General features: G+C 50.5%; 17 protein-coding genes. 14 read left to right on the forward strand and 3 right to left on the reverse strand.

The features are described from left to right. Positions 1–127: 127 nt before the first annotated feature. Positions 128–784, forward strand: a complete 657-nt coding sequence (locus ABX962_RS01930; protein ID WP_372716103.1) for a nucleotidyl transferase AbiEii/AbiGii toxin family protein — start codon at positions 128–130, stop codon at positions 782–784. Next, positions 781–1,089, forward strand: a complete 309-nt coding sequence (locus ABX962_RS01935) for a hypothetical protein (protein WP_339938660.1) — start codon at positions 781–783, stop codon at positions 1,087–1,089. The genes ABX962_RS01930 and ABX962_RS01935 overlap by 4 nt, the downstream gene beginning before the upstream one ends. Positions 1,090–1,140: 51 nt before the next feature. Here ABX962_RS01935 and ABX962_RS01940 read toward each other — a convergent pair whose 3' ends face one another. Continuing rightward, a complete protein-coding gene (locus ABX962_RS01940; protein WP_372716105.1) occupies positions 1,141–1,320 on the reverse strand; it encodes a hypothetical protein in 180 nt (59 codons plus the stop codon). Between the two features lie 481 nt (positions 1,321–1,801). Then, positions 1,802–3,238 (reverse strand): plasmid replication protein RepC, encoded by a 1,437-nt coding sequence (gene repC, locus ABX962_RS01945; protein ID WP_372716107.1) that lies wholly within the window; start codon positions 3,236–3,238, stop codon positions 1,802–1,804. Positions 3,239–3,334: 96 nt separating this feature from the next. On the opposite strand from repC, the gene ABX962_RS01950 reads away from it, so the two are divergent. From ABX962_RS01950 to ABX962_RS01965, 4 genes are all read left to right on the forward strand, one after another. Further along, the gene (locus tag ABX962_RS01950) at positions 3,335–3,913 is read left to right on the forward strand and encodes a hypothetical protein (RefSeq protein WP_372716109.1); all 579 of its coding nucleotides are present in this window, start codon (positions 3,335–3,337) and stop codon (positions 3,911–3,913) included. A 176-nt stretch (positions 3,914–4,089) separates the two neighbouring features. Then, positions 4,090–4,524 carry a hypothetical protein gene (locus ABX962_RS01955; protein ID WP_372716111.1) on the forward strand — a complete coding sequence of 145 codons (435 nt, stop codon included), beginning with the start codon at positions 4,090–4,092 and terminating at the stop codon, positions 4,522–4,524. Between the two features lie 14 nt (positions 4,525–4,538). Further along, positions 4,539–5,048: a hypothetical protein gene (locus ABX962_RS01960; protein ID WP_372716113.1), complete on the forward strand. Its 510-nt coding sequence runs from the start codon at positions 4,539–4,541 to the stop codon at positions 5,046–5,048. Positions 5,049–5,073: 25 nt separating this feature from the next. Next, a complete protein-coding gene (locus ABX962_RS01965) occupies positions 5,074–6,090 on the forward strand; it encodes a DUF3991 domain-containing protein (protein ID WP_372716115.1) in 1,017 nt (338 codons plus the stop codon). A 219-nt stretch (positions 6,091–6,309) separates the two neighbouring features. On the opposite strand, the gene ABX962_RS01970 is transcribed toward ABX962_RS01965, so the two are convergent. Further along, positions 6,310–6,795 (reverse strand): hypothetical protein, encoded by a 486-nt coding sequence (locus ABX962_RS01970; RefSeq protein ID WP_372716116.1) that lies wholly within the window; start codon positions 6,793–6,795, stop codon positions 6,310–6,312. A gap of 530 nt (positions 6,796–7,325) precedes the next feature. Between ABX962_RS01970 and ABX962_RS01975 the strand changes: the two genes are divergently transcribed. From ABX962_RS01975 to ABX962_RS02010, 8 genes are all read left to right on the forward strand, one after another. Next, positions 7,326–11,018, forward strand: coding sequence for a CHAT domain-containing protein (locus tag ABX962_RS01975; protein WP_372716118.1), 3,693 nt, complete (start codon positions 7,326–7,328; stop codon positions 11,016–11,018). 2 nt (positions 11,019–11,020) lie between these two features. Continuing rightward, a complete protein-coding gene (locus tag ABX962_RS01980) occupies positions 11,021–12,070 on the forward strand; it encodes a hypothetical protein (protein WP_372716120.1) in 1,050 nt (349 codons plus the stop codon). A gap of 219 nt (positions 12,071–12,289) precedes the next feature. After that, positions 12,290–13,378 (forward strand): hypothetical protein, encoded by a 1,089-nt coding sequence (locus ABX962_RS01985; RefSeq protein ID WP_372716121.1) that lies wholly within the window; start codon positions 12,290–12,292, stop codon positions 13,376–13,378. Positions 13,379–13,809: 431 nt separating this feature from the next. Next, positions 13,810–14,916, forward strand: coding sequence for a hypothetical protein (locus ABX962_RS01990; RefSeq protein WP_372716123.1), 1,107 nt, complete (start codon positions 13,810–13,812; stop codon positions 14,914–14,916). A gap of 49 nt (positions 14,917–14,965) precedes the next feature. Further along, positions 14,966–16,540, forward strand: a complete 1,575-nt coding sequence (locus tag ABX962_RS01995) for a hypothetical protein (RefSeq protein ID WP_372716125.1) — start codon at positions 14,966–14,968, stop codon at positions 16,538–16,540. 57 nt (positions 16,541–16,597) lie between these two features. After that, positions 16,598–17,095 (forward strand): hypothetical protein, encoded by a 498-nt coding sequence (locus ABX962_RS02000; RefSeq protein WP_372716127.1) that lies wholly within the window; start codon positions 16,598–16,600, stop codon positions 17,093–17,095. 47 nt (positions 17,096–17,142) lie between these two features. Then, positions 17,143–17,475, forward strand: coding sequence for a hypothetical protein (locus ABX962_RS02005; protein ID WP_372716128.1), 333 nt, complete (start codon positions 17,143–17,145; stop codon positions 17,473–17,475). 146 nt (positions 17,476–17,621) lie between these two features. After that, positions 17,622–18,002, forward strand: coding sequence for a hypothetical protein (locus ABX962_RS02010; protein ID WP_372716130.1), 381 nt, complete (start codon positions 17,622–17,624; stop codon positions 18,000–18,002). The last annotated feature ends 29 nt before the right edge of the window (positions 18,003–18,031 follow it).

The following is an 18,031-nucleotide window of genomic DNA, read 5'->3' on the forward strand; positions in this document are numbered from 1 at the left end:
ACAGTACCAGCAACAAACTCTTTGAACACCCGAGTCATGCCTGAAAAAATCCCGGGGGTTCGGGGGCTGGCCCCTGAGCACGCGGGATGCAGCACCTAACAACTATCAAAAAGTTGTCTCACTGTCGTTGACACATTCCGACGCCCAACGTCGGCTTTGGCCAGAGCTGATCGATGTACCCGATTCATTCACACTTTATGGAGGCACCGCCATTGCTCTTCGTTTAGGGCACCGGCAGTCGGTGGATTTCGACTTCTTTGGAAATGAAGATTTCGATCCTGATGCGCTTCTTGGAAAGGTGCCGTTTCTACGCGACGCCGAAGTCACCCAAAAAAGTGCCAACACGTTGACAGCGAAAATCAATCGTGGCAAAGACGTTTCGGTTTCATTCTTTGGCGTTCCTGAACTGAAGCGGTTGCGAGGCGGGGACACAGTCGACGAGAACGGGATCACGGTCGCCAGCATCTACGATCTTGCTGGAACCAAAGTCGCCGTCGTGCAGAAGCGTGCCGAGGTCAAGGACTATATTGATATTGATGCGATGATCGAGGCGAAAGTGATTGACTTGCCGCAAGCACTCAGGGCAGGACGAATGGTCTACGGCAAGCAGTTCAATCCGGAACTGACACTGAAGGCTCTTTGCTATTTCGAGGATGGCAGTGTTAGGAAACTCCCACAAGAGACACGCAAGCGTTTAGTTGCTGCTGTTCAGAAAGTAGACCTTGCTAACCTGCCTTTGCTGGGACAGTCCGCCAGTGATCGCGATCAAGGACTCTCCCGATGAAGTCACTTCCACTCAACAAAACGTTCTTCGACGTTGCTGAACGTGTGATTTGGTTTGAGTCGCCCGAAGAAGCCTTGGAGGACACCGTTCGGTTTGTCGCGTATGCGATGACGCACGCGACGTTCGCGGATATGCAAACTATCCGTAGTGAGCTTGACGATGATGCATTGCGTCACGTTCTTGCCAACGCGCCACCAGGCGTGATTGATCCGCGTTCGTGGGCTTACTGGCACGCCGTCTTGGGGCAGTACCCGGCACCGCCGATGCCGCAGCGAAACTTTGGGGAGCAATCGCCTAGTCAGTAGGTGGCCGATTTTTCTTTCTTTCGAGGTGGCGATGCTGTTTGCGTAGCTTTTTTAGATAGGTCTCGGCTCGTTTCGCTTTGGTTTGGTTTCCCAGCGTTTGATCGCGGCTTCGATACGTGCCATCTTCTCGTCGTCGGCAAGACGCTTTGGGGTTCTCGATCGCTCGGCGGCTTGATCCAGCGGCATGGACTCGGCCCAATCCCAATCGCCGCGATGGACCGATGTGTTCATCGGTTTATATTTATTGTTCGACGTTGTGGCGGTACCAGTGCATCCAGACACTGACTTCGTATGATGGCGACGTCAACATTAAAGCGGGCGGCGTAAGGCCGATTCTATCAACCGTAGCGTGTCGATCGATGGTCGATGCTGAGCAGGCGGAACCTCATTGGGTCGGGCACGTCTGTGTTGATGCGATCTGGGGTTGTTGACTTCGTTCGCTCGCGTCCATGTACGGCGGTGGTTTCTTGTTGTCGAGGCTATAAAGTCTGCTCACCTCAAATGCAAAAATTCTACCGTCGCCAATAATTGGCGTCTTGGTACACAGCAAAACTAGAGACTAACGCTAGAAACCAGCCCTGTCTTTGCCCTGCTCTCATGTTCCTATCGCCCCTTTCCCTAAATCGCCGTATGGAACGGCAAAATGCTGTGTACATCAGATGGTGACAAATATGGTCGACATCACATATTCACATCAAAACCGTCGCAAGTCTCAACAAATTTCTTGAGAAACCTCATTTCGTTTGCTCAATCCAAATATCGATTTGTGAAGATGCAAATTTCCTGATTTGGCACGGTTAAGCATTCCTTGGAAGTAGGCTGCTGGTTGACGTGCCGGTTGATAATCGCGTTGAGCGGCTCGATCAGTGACCAGAACACACAGTGCAGCTCCGGTGCGGCCAAGCGTTTGACAGGCGTTGCCCCATCCTGATTGCGATATGCCCAAATCTTCCCGAATTCTTGAGGCGGCATTGACGATGTCCGGCCACTCCGGGTGCAACGGCAAATGGTCTCGAAGGCGTTGGCTCGCTGCATTGATAGCTGATCCGATCCGAACGTGGCTGATCCCACAATCGCGAGACGGAACGTTTGCCGAGCACCTCGTCCCTACCCCATCCCGAAAACGACTGGGCGTCGAACTAATTGTATTTAATTTATTAAATGGTTGTTGGGTTGTAGACTCGTAGTGAACGAACTTTAATTCGCCTCTGGGTGAACTTTCATGTGTTTCTTTCGCAATACGAGGCTCCTGAGTGGGCCGTTTTGACTTCACTGTGCATTCCCCCATTACCGCAACCAACTCGCTGTAGAGCGTTCTATGCCGCTCTAGAAGTAGTCGCAGTGTAGCGAGGTCTAGATGCGTTCGAATCTGAATGGCGATCTCGTCGTAGCGGCGCTGATGGCATGCCACATCCCTACCCTCCTCCTGCGATAACGCAATCAAAGAACGAATTTGACTTCGATGCCAGGAAATCTGACGTTTGGTTTCCATCCAAGTAGCATCGATGAGTTGTTTCTCGTGCAATTTGTTTTCCAATTCAGATTTGAGGCTCGCAAGCGGTGTTAGTTCCACACCAAAGGCATAGAGGATGCGACCTGTTTTCGGATCGCGTTGACCATAACGTTTATGGTTACCGCTGTCATTCCACGTAATCGCTCCAACGTCAGCTAACGCTTTCTCTAGTTTCTGGACTTGCCGTTCAGATATGCCGAGGGCGAGGGCGGTTCGGGAAAGTGACTGGTAAACCACCGGACGACTCCCCTCCTCCCAATCTTCTTGTCGAGTAAAGGCCATGTAGTAATCAAGAAGATGGATCATCCGCGGGGTAAAACCTGCCGATTTTCCCAATTTTTTAACGAGCAGCAATAAATCGTAGCGATTTACGCCCTCTTCCAGCCCGTCAAACTCCATGCAAAACGCCATGGACTGGCGGTATTGCTGTGAAGCGATACGTCCTCCGCTGTATTGTTGTCTGTCACTCGATATTGATGTGATGTTTTCCATGTGCAATTGACGCGTCTTTGGGGAGCGTTCACAAAACTTCCGCTTGAAAAGTGTTACGCACAGCAAAAACTTTCGCCGAATCACTTTTGACTTGCGTGGAGAATTGAATCGCGCTACGGTGTCTCTATCGATTTTGGAGAACACTTCACACTCTTCGTTCAAAGGCCACCGCTACCAACGGTGGTCTTTTTTTTGTTTTGAGTTAACTCATTCGGACGTGCGTCCTCCTCCTCTTCGTTGTTGATTGGCATTGATGGTTCTCGGAGATTGATCGTCTCCTGCGAGCGAACCGATGAAATTCAGAGTGCCGATTCGATTGCTCCTTGTCAAGCATTGCGTATTCTCCATGGCACTTCTGGCACCTTGCCATGGTTGCAACCAGCATCGTGCCAGTGGCACCAACGAAACGCCTTGCTCACTCTGCGACTGATAACCCGACAACATGCTTATAACCATGGCACGCGCCATGGTCACAACTTGGCAGAAATCAGCAATCAAACACAGTCAATCGTCGTGGTGGCAATAGGGTGGCAGAGCTGGCACGTGGCCATGGTTTTTGACCATGGCAATTCAGTGGTGGCTTGCGGAACTCTTTGCATGGCAGTGTTTACCAAGCAATTAAGTTCGCCAGCTTCAACAGACTTCGTTCCATGGCACGAAGCGGCGTTGCCATGTCCGCATGCGGTTGACCATGGCAAGGCTGGAACGAAATCATGGCGATGCATTGTTATTGTGCTGTATCAATGGTGGCACAATGGTTTAGACACTTGGTTGGCAGTTGATACCGTGCCATGGCAGTTACATGTCATCTGTGGATAAGTCCAATTGCCAGTGCGGAAAGTGTTTGTTGGTAAATGTCACAAAGCGTAGAGTTGCTATTGAACTCAACCAACCAAGTGTGACTGACATTGGCGACGAAGTACTCGATTTCAAAGGCAGCAAAGATTACCGATAAGAGCCGGGCGACCATCAGGAAGCATCTGGACGTCGGTGACGTGTCCTTTTCCAAGAACAAGCAGGGGCATCGCGAGATTGATGCTTCGGAACTCGTGCGTTACTTCGGTGACGAGTGTGACTTCTCAAGGCTTGAAAAGCCGAAAGGCAAATCCGAAACGAATCGTATCGGTGGAGTAGGGGGCGAGGATCTTCGCGCCCAGCTAAAAGCAATTGAGGAAGAACGTGAGCGAGAGCGTCGGCAGTTTCAGGACCAGCTTGACTATCTTCGCAAAATCCTTGACGACAATCGAGAGGAACACAAGTCGTCGTTGCGACTATTGGAAGATCACTCCAACAAAGCAAACGGTTGGAAAGAGGCAATTGCTCAGATGAAAAAGGAGCTTACTTCGCAACACGAGCAAGAAATCAATCAATTGAAGCGAGCGTTGCGATCCGAGCGTGACAAAGGTTTTTGGAAGCGAGTGTTTCGCTAACCCTATAGCCGGTTTTGAAGGAGAAAGAAACCATGATCAAAACACAGCCTCAGTCAGCCTTGGAGCATTTCCTGGACTTGGCCGTCCACGGCGAAAAGCTTGGAGCAACAAACAGCGAGGTGCAAGCGCGCCGGATCGCCAACCAGCTCATGGCCGACGTTCTCGGACTCGACGGCGACGCAGTGCAAGGAATCGGTGAATTTGCAAACATCATTAGGGCAGGGGGCTTGGAGGCTATTGACCGGCTACGTGATGCGCTCGATCCGACTTCACCGGAAAACACGGGAGAAACTCACCATCTCGAGCTCAAACGTGAATCGACTGGCCCACGGCATTTCTTAAATCAAAAGCCAGTGCATGCGGGCGATCTCCTTGCAATCTGGGAGAACCACGCATGGGTGACCGCCCGATACGAATGGACATTCGATACGCGACGGCCCGCTACGGCATGGTTCAGCGAGGAGGAGGGGATCGAGTTAACCGAGTCAACTCTGTTGCGTTGGCCAGATGCCGACTGCGAATAACTTAACAACAGGAGATACTGGAGATATGGATCGCAACGAGGAATTGGAAGCCTTCAAAAAAGTGAACCTGAGTGTCATTGCAAGTGCTCACGGCTACACGATTGACCGAAAAAAATCGACACGCCACTCGGTGCTCATGTCTAATGGAGCCGATAAGATTATCGTTTCGCAGAACGGCAAGCATTTTATCTACTGTAGTGTTCACGATCCGGCATCGAGCGGAACCGCGATCGATTTCGCCCAAAAGGTAATTGAACCGAGATGCACATTGGGCCGGGCACGCCAACTGCTTCGTCCGTATCTCGATGGCGGTTACGTCAGTGACTTGCAAACGACGTATCGCGGGCGTTTCGCAAGCGAGATCAAGCCAAGTCAAACAGACCTGCTCGGCGTTGCGGCTCGTTACTCGAACTTCAATGCAATCGACGAACCCCATCCCTACCTTTGCAACACTCGCGGGATTCCGTTTGACTTACTCAAACGGGAGCGTCTTTACGATCGCGTTCGCCACTGCCCCAAACGCGGATCGATTGTGTTTCCACACTGGGGATGTCCTGACGACTCGGGAAGCAAAGATCGATGTCTGACCGGCTACGAGATCAAAGGTCCAGGGGTAAACATGTTCAGCAAGGGCGGACGAAAGGGGCTTTGGATGTCGGCGGCTTTCGAAACCGATCGCGTTTTGGCATTTGCTGAAAGCGGCCTCGATGCCCTGTCCTACCTAGTGAAGCGTGAACAGTGCAATGACATTCGTGTCGGGTCGCTTTCAGGTCAAATGAATCCGGCGCAGCCCGCATTAATCCAATCAGCGATCGAGCGGATGGGGCAGGGCGCTCAGATCGTTGCTGCGTTTGATAACGATCCCGCAGGCGATGCTCTCAGTGCGAACCTTCGCGAAATTGTTTCCATGACTCGTCGGAACGATTTAGAGTTCAGAGACGATCGACCAGTGTTCCGTGGTTCTGACTGGAACAAAGTCATTGTTGATGACGCAATGAATGCTGGACAAAGTCAGGCGACTGCTCTGACGCTTGGGCGATAGGCCAACAAATGCAATTTAAAGCGTCAGAAGGCCTTATGTTGGAAATTGACTTGTGTAGACCCCAAATATTGGCATCGTACCACTCCAGAGGATTCTGTGGCGAAATAAGAAGCGATTTTGACGAGAGAATTGCCTATGACGGCGAGAAAAGGAACACTCTGTCAGTGGAAAATCTTGGACTCGGTTGTTTCCCATGTCGGAGAATTACGCAGCAAAAAATCACAGATCAAGAGCATGTACTGGCATACCAGGGAGATAGTGCTCAAGGTCGTAACCGAGCGTACTGAGGGCCAATGCGAAATAATAAGCTCGAACTATCGTTGACGCGTCATCGGGATGCCCGTGTTCTTCAAGCATCACCGCCGCTTCATCGGCCGCGATCGCGACGCCCGCAGCAAGTGCATATTCGTTGGTGATGGATTGTACCTGGTCGGCGTCAGCAAATGACCCCGTCGCTTCAGGTGCGATTTTGTCAAAAACGCCAAGGCTAAAAGCATCAAAACCGTGCGCTGGAGTGAGATCAATCAACCAGGCTTCAACGGCGTCCCAAATTGCCCGCGTGCGGGCAGCGAATACATCCTTGGGCAAAACCACCATTTCCGGCCTGGATCCAGGACATGAGAAGTCAACAACCGCCTCGCGAGTTGCCAGTGCGTCGAAATCAATGGTCAGTTGTCGGTGCCCCATAGCCGCTGACATTGCCATAGGAAACTAACGCATTGCAACAAAAAAACGCTGGCGATTAAGAAAATTGTGCAGACGCGGTAGATCACACGACGTGGCATTCGGTCGACCGGGTGGAGGCGAAGCAGACCGAGTTTTTCGCAGGCGACTGAGTGACTACGAACCGTCATTCCTCAGTAGTCAACAAACGTAACATTCCTAATGTGTTAAAAATAAGATGTGAATTCAAACTCAATCTAGCGAGGCAATAAATGCTTGGTTCCTCAGAAAGAGAAAATGAGCGAGACTGGGTGAATGTCCTGAGGCATAAGCTTGCTTCCGGAGATTCATTTACGGGGTGGCGAGAACTTCGAGCAATTGTCTTTTCTAGCTCACACTTGTCGCTGAAGTGTAGGTTTGAACTTCTGCAGTGGTTGAAGCATTTATCACCGGGAAAGAAGAACCATGATCCTTCGCAGCTCAACTCTTGGACGCATCTCACTGAACGAGAGCAATCCACGCTAAACCTCGTCGGCCAGTACGTTGGCTGCCGAGCATACTTGACTAGACGGATGCCAGAAGCATGGGAAAGGGAAGATCTTCAGTTACATGTTGAGGGACTCAAAAGATTCTACAAGCTGGCATTAGGCATGAATGCATTTGAGGTGTTGGTCCCAGTATCGGTTGGAATGGCTCGCGCCTGTCGACGACTAAATTACCTTGACGCAAAAAATGCTTTAGAAACCGCAGAGGCAGACCGACTGCGTTCGCCATTTGCGATGTTACAGGCGGAAGAAATTGCGGAAACTCACCTTGATTTCGTTCGAGAGTTTCAAAAGGAGGCGGAAGTCTCCAATGAAGCCGTGCATCACATGCGCAAGGCTCTGTTTCTTTATTCCGCTTGTGACAAGGATCACGTACTCACCAAAGAGTCACTACGAGACGTAGAAACGCTCAAGATCTTACTTTCCAACTATGGCCTCACGATGGCAGCAAACGAGGCAAGTCATGTTCTGATTCGGCTTTTTGAACGCGTCAAGAGAAAGAGTTACCGCTCCGCGCGAACGATCAGCTGGCTCCGTGTACTACAAGCGACGGATCTTGTTACGGCCGGCTTTATTAGTGATGGAGTGACTATATTATCAACAGTGTTTGAACAATACTCTAACAAAAGGCGACCACCTAAGCGTGTACTAGCAATACTTACCGAAGCCGCACATCAAATGGGTAAAGTTCATCAAGCAATGGGTGACGTGGAGTTGGCACGCACAGTCCTAGCGAATGTGCTTAAGCATACGCTTGAGCTAAAACGTCCGGAAAAGGGTATCCAGGCGCTCATTGACCTGCTCCATCTCGAAATTGGAGTAGGCAAGACCGACGTTATCCTCAAGACACGTCAGGCAATCGAGAAACTTTGGAATCGTGCGAAACAGAGCGCGGAAGATGGCGACAATTTCTGCACAGAAGAGTTATTGGAAGCTTATGGCGAGATATCCATTGCAGTGTGTCTCGCATTTGGAAATGCGGACATTGCGTTGGGGCGAATGAGAGATGCATACAACAATCTTGATGCAGCAATGAACGCCGCAGCCTATCTCTATATGGCGGAAGGGCGACATAAATACAGAAGGCAGTTTGCAGAATCCAAGCTTTCATACGGACGAATGCTGCGAATGGCTGGCGAATCAATAAGTGCAGTCAGTCCATTTAGTGTTTCTGCCACCATTTTGTGTTGCTCCGGCAACAACGACTGTCCACAGGAACGGGACATTCCTTTGATGGTGGAGGTATTGGCGGATTATGCTATCGCATTAGCTGAGTGTGGGGCTATTGATAGAGCCAGAGCAGAGACAATTCGCGCGATTCACTACCAGGAAATTGCAGCGCACGCCGGGCAATGGATCCCGAAGGAAGTTCTCGCTCGGTTAGGAATTGCTGCTGGACTACTCGACATGCACGAAGGAAACGTTCAGTCGGCCGCTCGGCATTTAGGTGTCGCTGCGGCCCAGCTTAGGGAAGAGTTTAAATCACGACCCGGCACGATTGCGAATGATTTCTCGACTTGTTTGAGCTTGCATGCGGTGACTCAGCGATCGCTTGGAAACGAAGTTGAAGCGAAAGGTCTTTATGAAGAAGCTATCGTTATGTTGGAATCAAATCGAGGTCGAATTGGGGAACGAGTAGCAGTACCGCTTTTCATTGTGCGACTCGCCTTTGCGAAGTTTTTGCTTGAAGCTGCGAATCCCCGTGAATCGATACTTCAAATCGATCAGGCGCAGAAAGCCGTTCAAAATGTCGACGTATGGCAAATGGACACGAGTCGCGCATCTGCGGAAATTGAGAACCTCCGCGGCAGAGCGTTCGTTGCTATCGGTGCAATTGAGGAAGCATGCGCCGCGTTTCGAGTTGCTGCAAAAAGCTGGCAAACAACCTTTGAAGGGCAGTTCCTTGAGGATCGATTCTTGGCACTTATGCAGGCGGGAATGCTTTGTAGTGATATAGCAAATGCAGAGAACGCGTTTGTTAGTCTAGGAGAAGCGGACCAATTGTTGGCTGAGGCAATCGAAGTGTCTTCCGTAATGCGTTTTCGTGTAGTAGATCCACGAAAGCGTCTTTCTCTTCAAACAAAGGTTGCCACTTGCTATGCGAAGCGTGCAGTTATCTTGGCAAAGCTAATCACAGAGCGCAATTGTGCAGAGCTGACAGAAACTTTAGTCAGCGTGAGCGAGCAAGCGAGGGCGAGAGTGATATTTGAGATGGTGAGCACAGAATCTCAGCCTTCAATATGTCCCGATGTCTTGCGAAAACAGCTACAACTTGCACGAGCTGAAGTACACAATGCTGCATCACGCGAAGCAAGAGGCCATGACGTGAAGATGTGGGTGCTTGCACCGGTCTATGGCGACAGTTTGCAAAAAGCACATTCGCCACAAATCGATACCGAGACAAGCGGGGAACCCGAACTACAAACATTTGACGAGAGCCTGATTGCCTATCAAGCAATCGTTCGCACTATTAAGGAGCAGCATGATCCTTTTTTCAACCCTACGGTTCCCGTTGAAACAGCCACACTCGAGGACGCAGTGCACCTCTTGCCGAACGACCGGACGGCAATTTTGCATCTCCATGTTAATGAGAGTGGGCTTTCCGCTGTAGTGATAAAGAAGGGTGGCCATCGTTTCTATCAATTGACGAGCCTCAGTAAGAGTAGAGTGACGGAGCTGGGAAAACGCTGGTGGGGAGGATTTGAGACACATCGAGAGACGCAAGATACAGAAGCGTGGAAAAATGTCATCGATGAAATAACGGATGCGCTTAGCGAGCGACTATTGCAGCCAATAATGTCAGAGATCGGTGACTGTGAGTCGATTATCATCGTTCCCAATCGCGAGCTGCATCTTTTTCCATTTCATGCAATTCCGCTAGGCGATCAAGTACGCATGTGCGATTTATTTGACGTGCAAACCGTTCCCAGCCTCTCAATCCTGAAACGTCTAGCCGAGAAGCCCAGTATTCCCGGCAATGACACATTGTTACTTGCGTCGAACGACTGTGATGATGAATTGGCACCAATGGAGGTGCGAAAGATTGCCGAGGTACTGACGGCGGGATCGTGCGACCCCTCCGAGTACACGTTTGAAGAACTAACCAAGCGATCCCAATCTTCTCAAATATGGCATTTTGCCGGGCATGCGATGTCTAATTTACTTGCCCCACTTGATTCAGTGCTTCGCGACGGCACAAGAACCGATCGGTTGAAGCTCCAGAAGATATTTGAGAAGCTGCGGCTTCCCTTAACGGACGTGACGACATTGAGCGGATGTGAAACGGCCGTGCTTGTCCCAAACGATATCGATGAATATGTTAGCTTCCCACTTGCGTTCCACTACGCGGGATCCCGTACCGTCGTATCCTGTCTTTGGCAAGTCGATCAGCTCGCATGCACGCTGTTTTTCTACCGTTTCTACGATTACATCGTTGAAGGAAAAACTCCGATCGCATCAGTGCGACTGGCGCAGCGATGGTTGCGTGGTGAGGATGACCATCGCGGTGAGTCTCTCAGAAATGGTAGCGACGTACTCAAGTGTCTAGAAGAGCAGTACTGGCCGCTTGCTGAAGACAAATACGAGCTCGATGAGTGGAAGAGTTTTTGCAAGCGGTACATTGATGAGCCGAATCCTCCGTTTGGTTCGGTAGTCCATTGGGGCGCATTTACCTGTAGCGGTCTAGGCTGGTCGCCCATTCAGCGCATTGAGAATATTTAGGGATGAAAAAAAAACAAACTGAATTGTCCGCGGCGAATCTCAGCGAAATGAGAATCGCGGCTTTGCAAGATGCGGAATTGCTGGATCCATTCATTGCAGCCTTCCTGGGAAGTTGGGACCCAACCAAGTCCTTGAGTCCCGAAGATTGGGAGTCGATAGATGTGGTCATGGAAGCAATGGCGGTGGCCAAGCAAGCTCTTAAAGCAGCGACCCACGAAGCAACAGTCGCGGGAAAGCCAGTCAGCAATGCAATCCTCCGAAGGATTTTGCGACCAGTAGTAGCAGCGTTGAAGGTGGTAGCACCGAACTTAAGTGTTGAGCAAAAGCGGACTCGATTAATCGACAACTCAAAGCTACCAATAAATGCAGGCTCCGCATTTGGTACCAATCATCCTGTGGAAGCTTGTAATCGTGTTTTCAAATTTTTCGAATCATCCGAAACGTATCTTAAGGGAGTGAAGTCCGAAGAGTTTGACAAAGCATCTGAAAGAGTGATAGGCTCGCCGGATAGCACGGACACGGAGGAAATGCGGCAAAGCGAAACAACTTCAACCCAAAGCGAAACGGCTCCATCGATTGAGGCGGTGATTGAACACGCTCGGATTCACGGTTTGGCTTCGCTTACGTTGAACGATATTCGCGTCATGAAAGAATATGTGTTGAAACGGGAAGTCGCGCTTACGAAGCAAGGAATCACTGAGAGGTTCAATACAGCATGCAAAATAATAGATGATCTTCGGCCTGGTGAAGTGGTCACGGCAAAACGGTTGACTGAGTTTTTCGCTAAGAAACACGAAGCCGCCAAGACTCATCTCAAACGAACCGAAGGTGAAGTGCTTCCGGATGAAAAGAAGCGTGAGTTGATCGAGTTGGTGGACGCGTTTCGTGCGACAGGCGGTATTGTGCGTCTGGACGGCGAGGCCTGCACGATGGACCTAGATAAGCCAAAGAGCATGAAGCAGCACCGGTTCAAAGTTCGTACAACCGATTCTCAACGAACCGACCTTTGGTCCAATATCAAGGTACCGCTCTTAACATTCTCAAACCCGTGAAGTGCGACCGGCTTGACGTGCGGTCGCACTTTGTGTATTCTTAATCTGGTTACGTGGAAACCGCTATTCGATGTGGTTTTCCAGCAGGCCGTCACACGGGGCAAGGAATGCCATTCAAGTTTCCGTCCAGAATTTGTTGTCAACGTCGCCCGAAAAACTTGTTAACGCGCATCGTTGACCAAAACTTCTGGAACTCACCTTAAAGCAAGGTATAGAGCCATGAAGCCAGAAAAACTTACCGAGTCTCGTGAAGTTCGCGTTACCAACCGCGACGATTTACACAAGCATCTTGAGGCCTCATTCGCGGTCACTCATTTCAAAACTAGGCTGGAGGAAATCACCATCCAGGAGGAGGGGACCCTTGAATTTAGTAACACCAGGTTTCCCTACACAGACACTGTGCATGACCAGCTGGTCAAGGCATGTGTGATTCCGCTTGGATTCGAACAGGACCTTCCATTCGATCAATTCAACGGGATCTTTGAGCAGCGAAAGAGAGACAAAGGGAAGCCTGTGACGGTTTGCGTTTCGAACGGGACTGTCGTGGGAGTCGTTGAGTCTGAGCTTTACATGCATGGCAGCGCGAAAAAAGGAGTTGCCAAGACTATCGACGTACTCGAAGCGATGTCTTTTAACGATGATCTCTTGAAATTCGACAAGGGAATTGTATCAGATTTCGGGGTGAAGTTGGAATTTTTGATCCCAGGCGTCGAGGTTCAGCCGGAAGTGGGTGATGTAATCAAAGTTGGGCTGGAAATCAGCAATAGCGAAACCGGCGGCCCAAGACTGAAATCGGATTTGTTCACATTGAGATTGGTTTGCAGCAATGGCTGCACTCGCCAAACGGAACACGCGTCGGTTTATTATTCGAAGTTCGGAAACCAATCCTATAGCGCGAAGATCAACGCGTTCGTCCGGCAATTAGACAAGGCCCAGGCGACGGCAGCGGAGAGCGCCCGACGATTGTATGAAGGAATTGTTGAGCAGCCGGTGTTGGATAACGACCTGCTCGCCTTGCATCGCACAGTGAAGCGTAGACTCGCCGGTAAGTTAGATGCGGACGAAGTGCTTGGCATCGATCCTGATTTGCGTATCGATATTTTTAACCGCGTTCGCGATCGTGAGAAGCTGGCACCGCCGGAACCAACGGGATACCTCGCCTGGGACATCCACAATTCCGTGACGGCGACCGCTCAATTGCAAAAACTTGAGCTTCGTCAGGTGCTTGAAGAAATAGGTGGCAACATCTTGCTTTCTGCGCAACAGCGCCGACATGTAAATGGCGATGAGCCTTTCTCGATGAACTAATTTGCAGTTCATCTTTTCCCAGTTTCTAAATCGCCCTTCGGGGCGACACGGCTAAAGGTACGTACTTTCAGAACCTTCACTAAGGAATCAAGAAATGGCCGAGCTAAATACTCCCCGAGCGGTGGATAAAGGCACGATGGATCAGCCAAAAGTTCCCAATGATGACCCGGCATGTCCGTATTGTGGAGGGCCAGTCTCCGTATTGAAAATTGAAAACGTTCGAATTGCCGCTGAATGCTGGCGTTGCTTTCTCGGCGTGGTCATCCCGGTCAACGTAGTGATCCGAAGCTAGGGCTCGCCGTCGGCAAGACTGAATTCTCGCAGTATCGCCTTCCGAATTGTTGGTCGGCTGATGCCCCCAAACAACTCACCAAATTAAATCCTTAGGCTCCTGATTGAACTCCTTCCAACAACTTTTTTAGGTAACGAACGTGCTTCATAACAAACATAGTGGTTCTCAGAACGAATCCCCAAAGTTGGACATCAACGACCTGGTCGAGAATCCAATCTACGATGGCTTGCCGCATGGCATTCGCTTTAGCATCGCAGGTCAGGAACTTTTCTCCCCGGCAGCGGACATTGAAATCGATGTTGCGGAACTAGGTCCGCTAATCGATTCGAGCGACGACGATCAACGCAGTCAAGCGGAAGCACTTTATTGGTCGGACAAAAAGCGGTCGCTCCAACGCGCAGAGAGCGCTGAATTGTTGCCGATCGTGGAAAAACATGGAACTGACCTCGAACAGCTGATCGAAAGGGAAGTCGATGACCGCGACCTGGTGGACCGCGTCGATACAGGGACACGTTTGCGGACCGACAGACCTCGCGCTGTTGTTGTCGCCAGTGCTTTGGTGCTTTCAACTCTGCTTGCGTTCGGTGCCTACGCGTTCTATGCCGAGATTGACACTGGTGTTGCATCAGTGCAAACCGGAGGCTTGTTCGAGACACCCGCCGCCGACCCTGATGCGCCACCAATCCCAGCCACGTTTTGGCGTGCATTGGCCTTTAGTTTTTTGCCAATTTCTGGATTGCTGTTCTGGTTGAAATTCTATTTCTTCAGTTCCCAGCCCAAAGAGCGCCCACGCCTTACCAAGATTTTCGCGATGTGGTCTTTGCCACTCATTTTGACTGCAACGTTTCTATTCTGCCGCATCGTCGGCAGCGGACTTGAAGAACGCTCAATCTTTGAAGACGTTCCAAATGAATGGCCGTCTCGATCAGTCTCGATGGCGATCACGATGCTCGCGCTGGCAACCTTAACCACGATGATTTTAATGATGGCGAAATCGCAGTGGGATAGTTTCTTCACAACCATCACGACAATGAATGAGAAGCATGCCGACCATCAAGATCACCTCGCGCACCTTCGGTTTGCATTGATCGAAAATGCTGCCACCGTCGGCAAGTTACGCGACGTTCAGCAGCGGCATCGCGACGAACTTGTGACCTTCTTATACGACATCAAGGCCAAGATTGCCGAACTTCGCCGCGAGCGTGAAAAAACGATTCTCCGCCGCAAGCTCGAGGAGCTTGAATAATAAATCAACAATCAGCTTCATTACTTCCTTCACAAACCGGAGTGTTTAAATGAGATCTTTTTTACCTGCTGCGACCCTAGCCGTCGCTGCTTTGCTCATGTCAGGTTGTGACAAAATGCAAAGCACGGCTGTCACCGGTTCCGCGGCCCCACATTTTGCTGCCGTTGATCGATCAAGATTGCGTTCGGAAAAAACGGAGCAATTTATTTACGTCCCAACCCGCCAAGTGCCGGGTGATCGACGATTGATTGCAAGCCAATTTAGAACATTGGTTGAGACTGCGCCTGGCGGTACGGTCGTGCATGTGATCGAAACCCCGGGACATCGGCCTCTAGCTTGTATTGTTCTGCCCGGTGGTCCCCCAAACACTCGGCAACGAAATCGCGACTTTCGAGAAGCAGTTGCAGGGTTGAAAAAGTTCTTCAACTCGGACGGTCCACCTGATGGATCGGATCAATTGCATCTTCCATTGGTACCCTCAACAGTTGCCAACCTGCGGCGAACGACGTACCCCTGTCGCATTATCTTGTGTGGCGCGCCGACATACGACGAGCCAGATGATCCAACATTTACTACGGAAAAAGGTATGGTGCCAAGTGACGGCCTTTTGTTCGCTCTCCATTCACCCTTCAGCGAACGCCCGGATCTTCCTGACGCAACATTGATCTCCTGGCTCATCCCGAACATGACATGGGGAACTGACAGAGACCAGCGGAGAGAGCTTGAAAGATTCTGGAAACTATTCTTTCAGATACGTCACGGTAATGTTATCCGCCTGACGCCCGATCCGGCACTCGCATTCTCGTTCACGCTGCCACATCTCAACAACCAAATTGTAGCCGTTGATGAGATACCGGCGATGCGACATCCAAAAGTTGAAACCGAACTTGAGAACAAAGAAGCCCCCGTACCAGTGATCGTGCCGGTCCAAATTCCGAATGTGAGTTTCAAAAAGCCCGGTTCCATCGCACATCGCATCGAAATGAATGGTGGGAATGTCGAGGCGTTAGTTGGTGAATCAATCGTCTTGCAAGTTGTTTATGACGGATCTGGGAGTATGGCGTCCAAGATCCAGGAAAACAATTTGACCATCCTAAGTTTGAGCGAATCACTACCTCCACTGGTTAAATCATTGGAAATCGGAATCGAAGTTCATAGTTCCATCGGGACGCGAAGGTTTCCGGTGACACAAATTAAAGAGCAAGAGAGTGATGGCGGTGCATCACTACAAAATTTGCGAGATTTTCTTTCGTCAATTGATGCCTCTGGCAGCGATGGTGTTATGCGAGAGATGTTGGGTTCTGGAATGACCCATTTGGCAAGCGTAGGCGTTGGCAAGCGTCAGTTTCTGATGGTCGTAGCCGACTGCGTTTGTGGTGTAACACCTTCGGATTCCGATGCCCAATTTGCAGGCATGATTCCATTGACGCGGCAATGGGCCACCGAAAACAAAACAGATCGCCGACTTATCTCGATGTTCTCGGGTGACAAAGACGAACATGAGAAGTTTTTTCGAGATATCGGTGCCATCAACGCCAACAGTTGCTTCTCTCGCTCGCCAGACGACCTAATTGAGGCCGTAATTAGCAGCGCGTTACCGCCCGGCACTCTGCAAAATCGATAGGTGATTACCAATCTGTTGTAAACAGTCACACGCAACCACTTTCAAGGAGATTGATAGATGACTTTACTCAAGAACGTTCACAAGGGAACTGCCTCAGTGTGCTATGTCCTCTCACTAGCCCTGATCGTGTGGTCCCAATACGCGCAGGGCCAAAATCCCAAGCCTGACCCAATTGTCACGTTTCTTTCGCTAGCCGACGAAGACGACAATGCTTTTAAAGTTGCCGATGCTTTTCCGTTCCCCAACAAGGGAACTGCAGATGACGCGATGCTTGTTGCCCATGCATTGATGTTTTGTGCAGTGGGAAACGCTATTGCGGTCTTGTTTCTGGCACTTGTGCAAGATTTGATCGCCGTCATTTCAGAAATCGTAGTGGCCATCGTACGTTTTTTCCGACGAATCGGAACCACCGCGATCAATGCGATCCGCTATTGCGTCTATCGGATGCTGATCAAACGGAAAGTGTCGAAAGTCGAACTCGACCTTAATCCATTCGCGATACCAAAGACTGCACCTCCAACGACGTTGGGGGAGGGACCACACGCGAAAAGTTAATTTGCTCACGTGTTTCGTTTCGATTTTCCAGAAAAGGACAAACTGCCATGAATGCCGGACCAAATCCACATACCGAAACATTCCGTCATCCCCTGTTAACACTGATCTACGTTGGTGGATTGATTTGGGTGACAACGTACCTGCTCGACCGTGGCGAACAGGGATACCCGTGGGGTACGCCCGCTGCCTTTGTGACGGGCTGGATGACGATCACTCAAGTAATCAGGATGCTCGACGATTGGGCCAAACTGCGGCACTACCGAAAACGCCGTGAAGTATTCAAACAATCAGCGAAAGAGCACGGCCAATCCTCTTTCGGCACCCTCGATGATGCCCGCCAGGCAGGATTGGTCAACCATAAAGGAGGGCAGAACGAATGAACTTTTTTAAGCGAACGCAGCCCAACGAGCAGCACGCTCGTGGCGCTTTATCTAATTCTGAGGGATCAGCCTCAATTGTATCTCCACCCGGTGCCGGCAAAACAGCCACTACCATCGTCGTGGACCCACCGATTGAACTTTGCTCGATGACACATATTGCAGGGGAGTCGCTCGACAACGATTTATACGTCGCTTGCCCTCACCCCGATGACGCAAACGAGATCCTTCATCCCGATCATCGGATTGTAGATTGTGGGATCAACATTTTTGGTAGGAGCGAGTTGAAGGGAAAACCCGAAAGCGTTCGCGAGAACGTCAAGAACCGTGTCGAACCCTTGCTTCCCGATAATGTGAAGACTGATGCTAATACAAGGTTTTTTGAGATCGACGGGCGTGATTTGCTCGAGCTCACCTGCCTTGATGAACTCAACCGCGGGCGAGACATCACGCTGCCCAATCTTCGCGAAAGAATATTGTCGGGGCCAGCGGAACTCAACGAAGCCTCCGTGGAAGCGATGGAAAGATGACGCGTGCTGTGCAGTATTGGTCAACCACA

This window comes from Novipirellula sp., assembly GCF_041583735.1.
In the GTDB taxonomy this organism is placed as follows: domain Bacteria; phylum Planctomycetota; class Planctomycetia; order Pirellulales; family Pirellulaceae; genus Novipirellula.

Bases quoted from the DNA above. Each gene is read 5' to 3' on its own strand.
- ABX962_RS01985 (WP_372716121.1), top strand. From the start codon at position 12,290: ATGAAGCCAGAAAAACTTACCGAGTCTCGTGAAGTTCGCGTTACCAAC.
- ABX962_RS02010 (WP_372716130.1), top strand. From the start codon at position 17,622: ATGACACATATTGCAGGGGAGTCGCTCGACAACGATTTATACGTCGCT.
- ABX962_RS01935 (WP_339938660.1), top strand. From the start codon at position 781: ATGAAGTCACTTCCACTCAACAAAACGTTCTTCGACGTTGCTGAACGT.
- ABX962_RS02005 (WP_372716128.1), top strand. From the start codon at position 17,143: ATGAATGCCGGACCAAATCCACATACCGAAACATTCCGTCATCCCCTG.
- ABX962_RS01970 (WP_372716116.1), bottom strand. From the start codon at position 6,795: ATGGCAATGTCAGCGGCTATGGGGCACCGACAACTGACCATTGATTTC.
- ABX962_RS01995 (WP_372716125.1), top strand. From the start codon at position 14,966: ATGAGATCTTTTTTACCTGCTGCGACCCTAGCCGTCGCTGCTTTGCTC.
- ABX962_RS01980 (WP_372716120.1), top strand. From the start codon at position 11,021: ATGAAAAAAAAACAAACTGAATTGTCCGCGGCGAATCTCAGCGAAATG.
- ABX962_RS01975 (WP_372716118.1), top strand. From the start codon at position 7,326: ATGCCAGAAGCATGGGAAAGGGAAGATCTTCAGTTACATGTTGAGGGA.
- ABX962_RS02000 (WP_372716127.1), top strand. From the start codon at position 16,598: ATGACTTTACTCAAGAACGTTCACAAGGGAACTGCCTCAGTGTGCTAT.
- ABX962_RS01940 (WP_372716105.1), bottom strand. From the start codon at position 1,320: ATGAACACATCGGTCCATCGCGGCGATTGGGATTGGGCCGAGTCCATG.
- ABX962_RS01965 (WP_372716115.1), top strand. From the start codon at position 5,074: ATGGATCGCAACGAGGAATTGGAAGCCTTCAAAAAAGTGAACCTGAGT.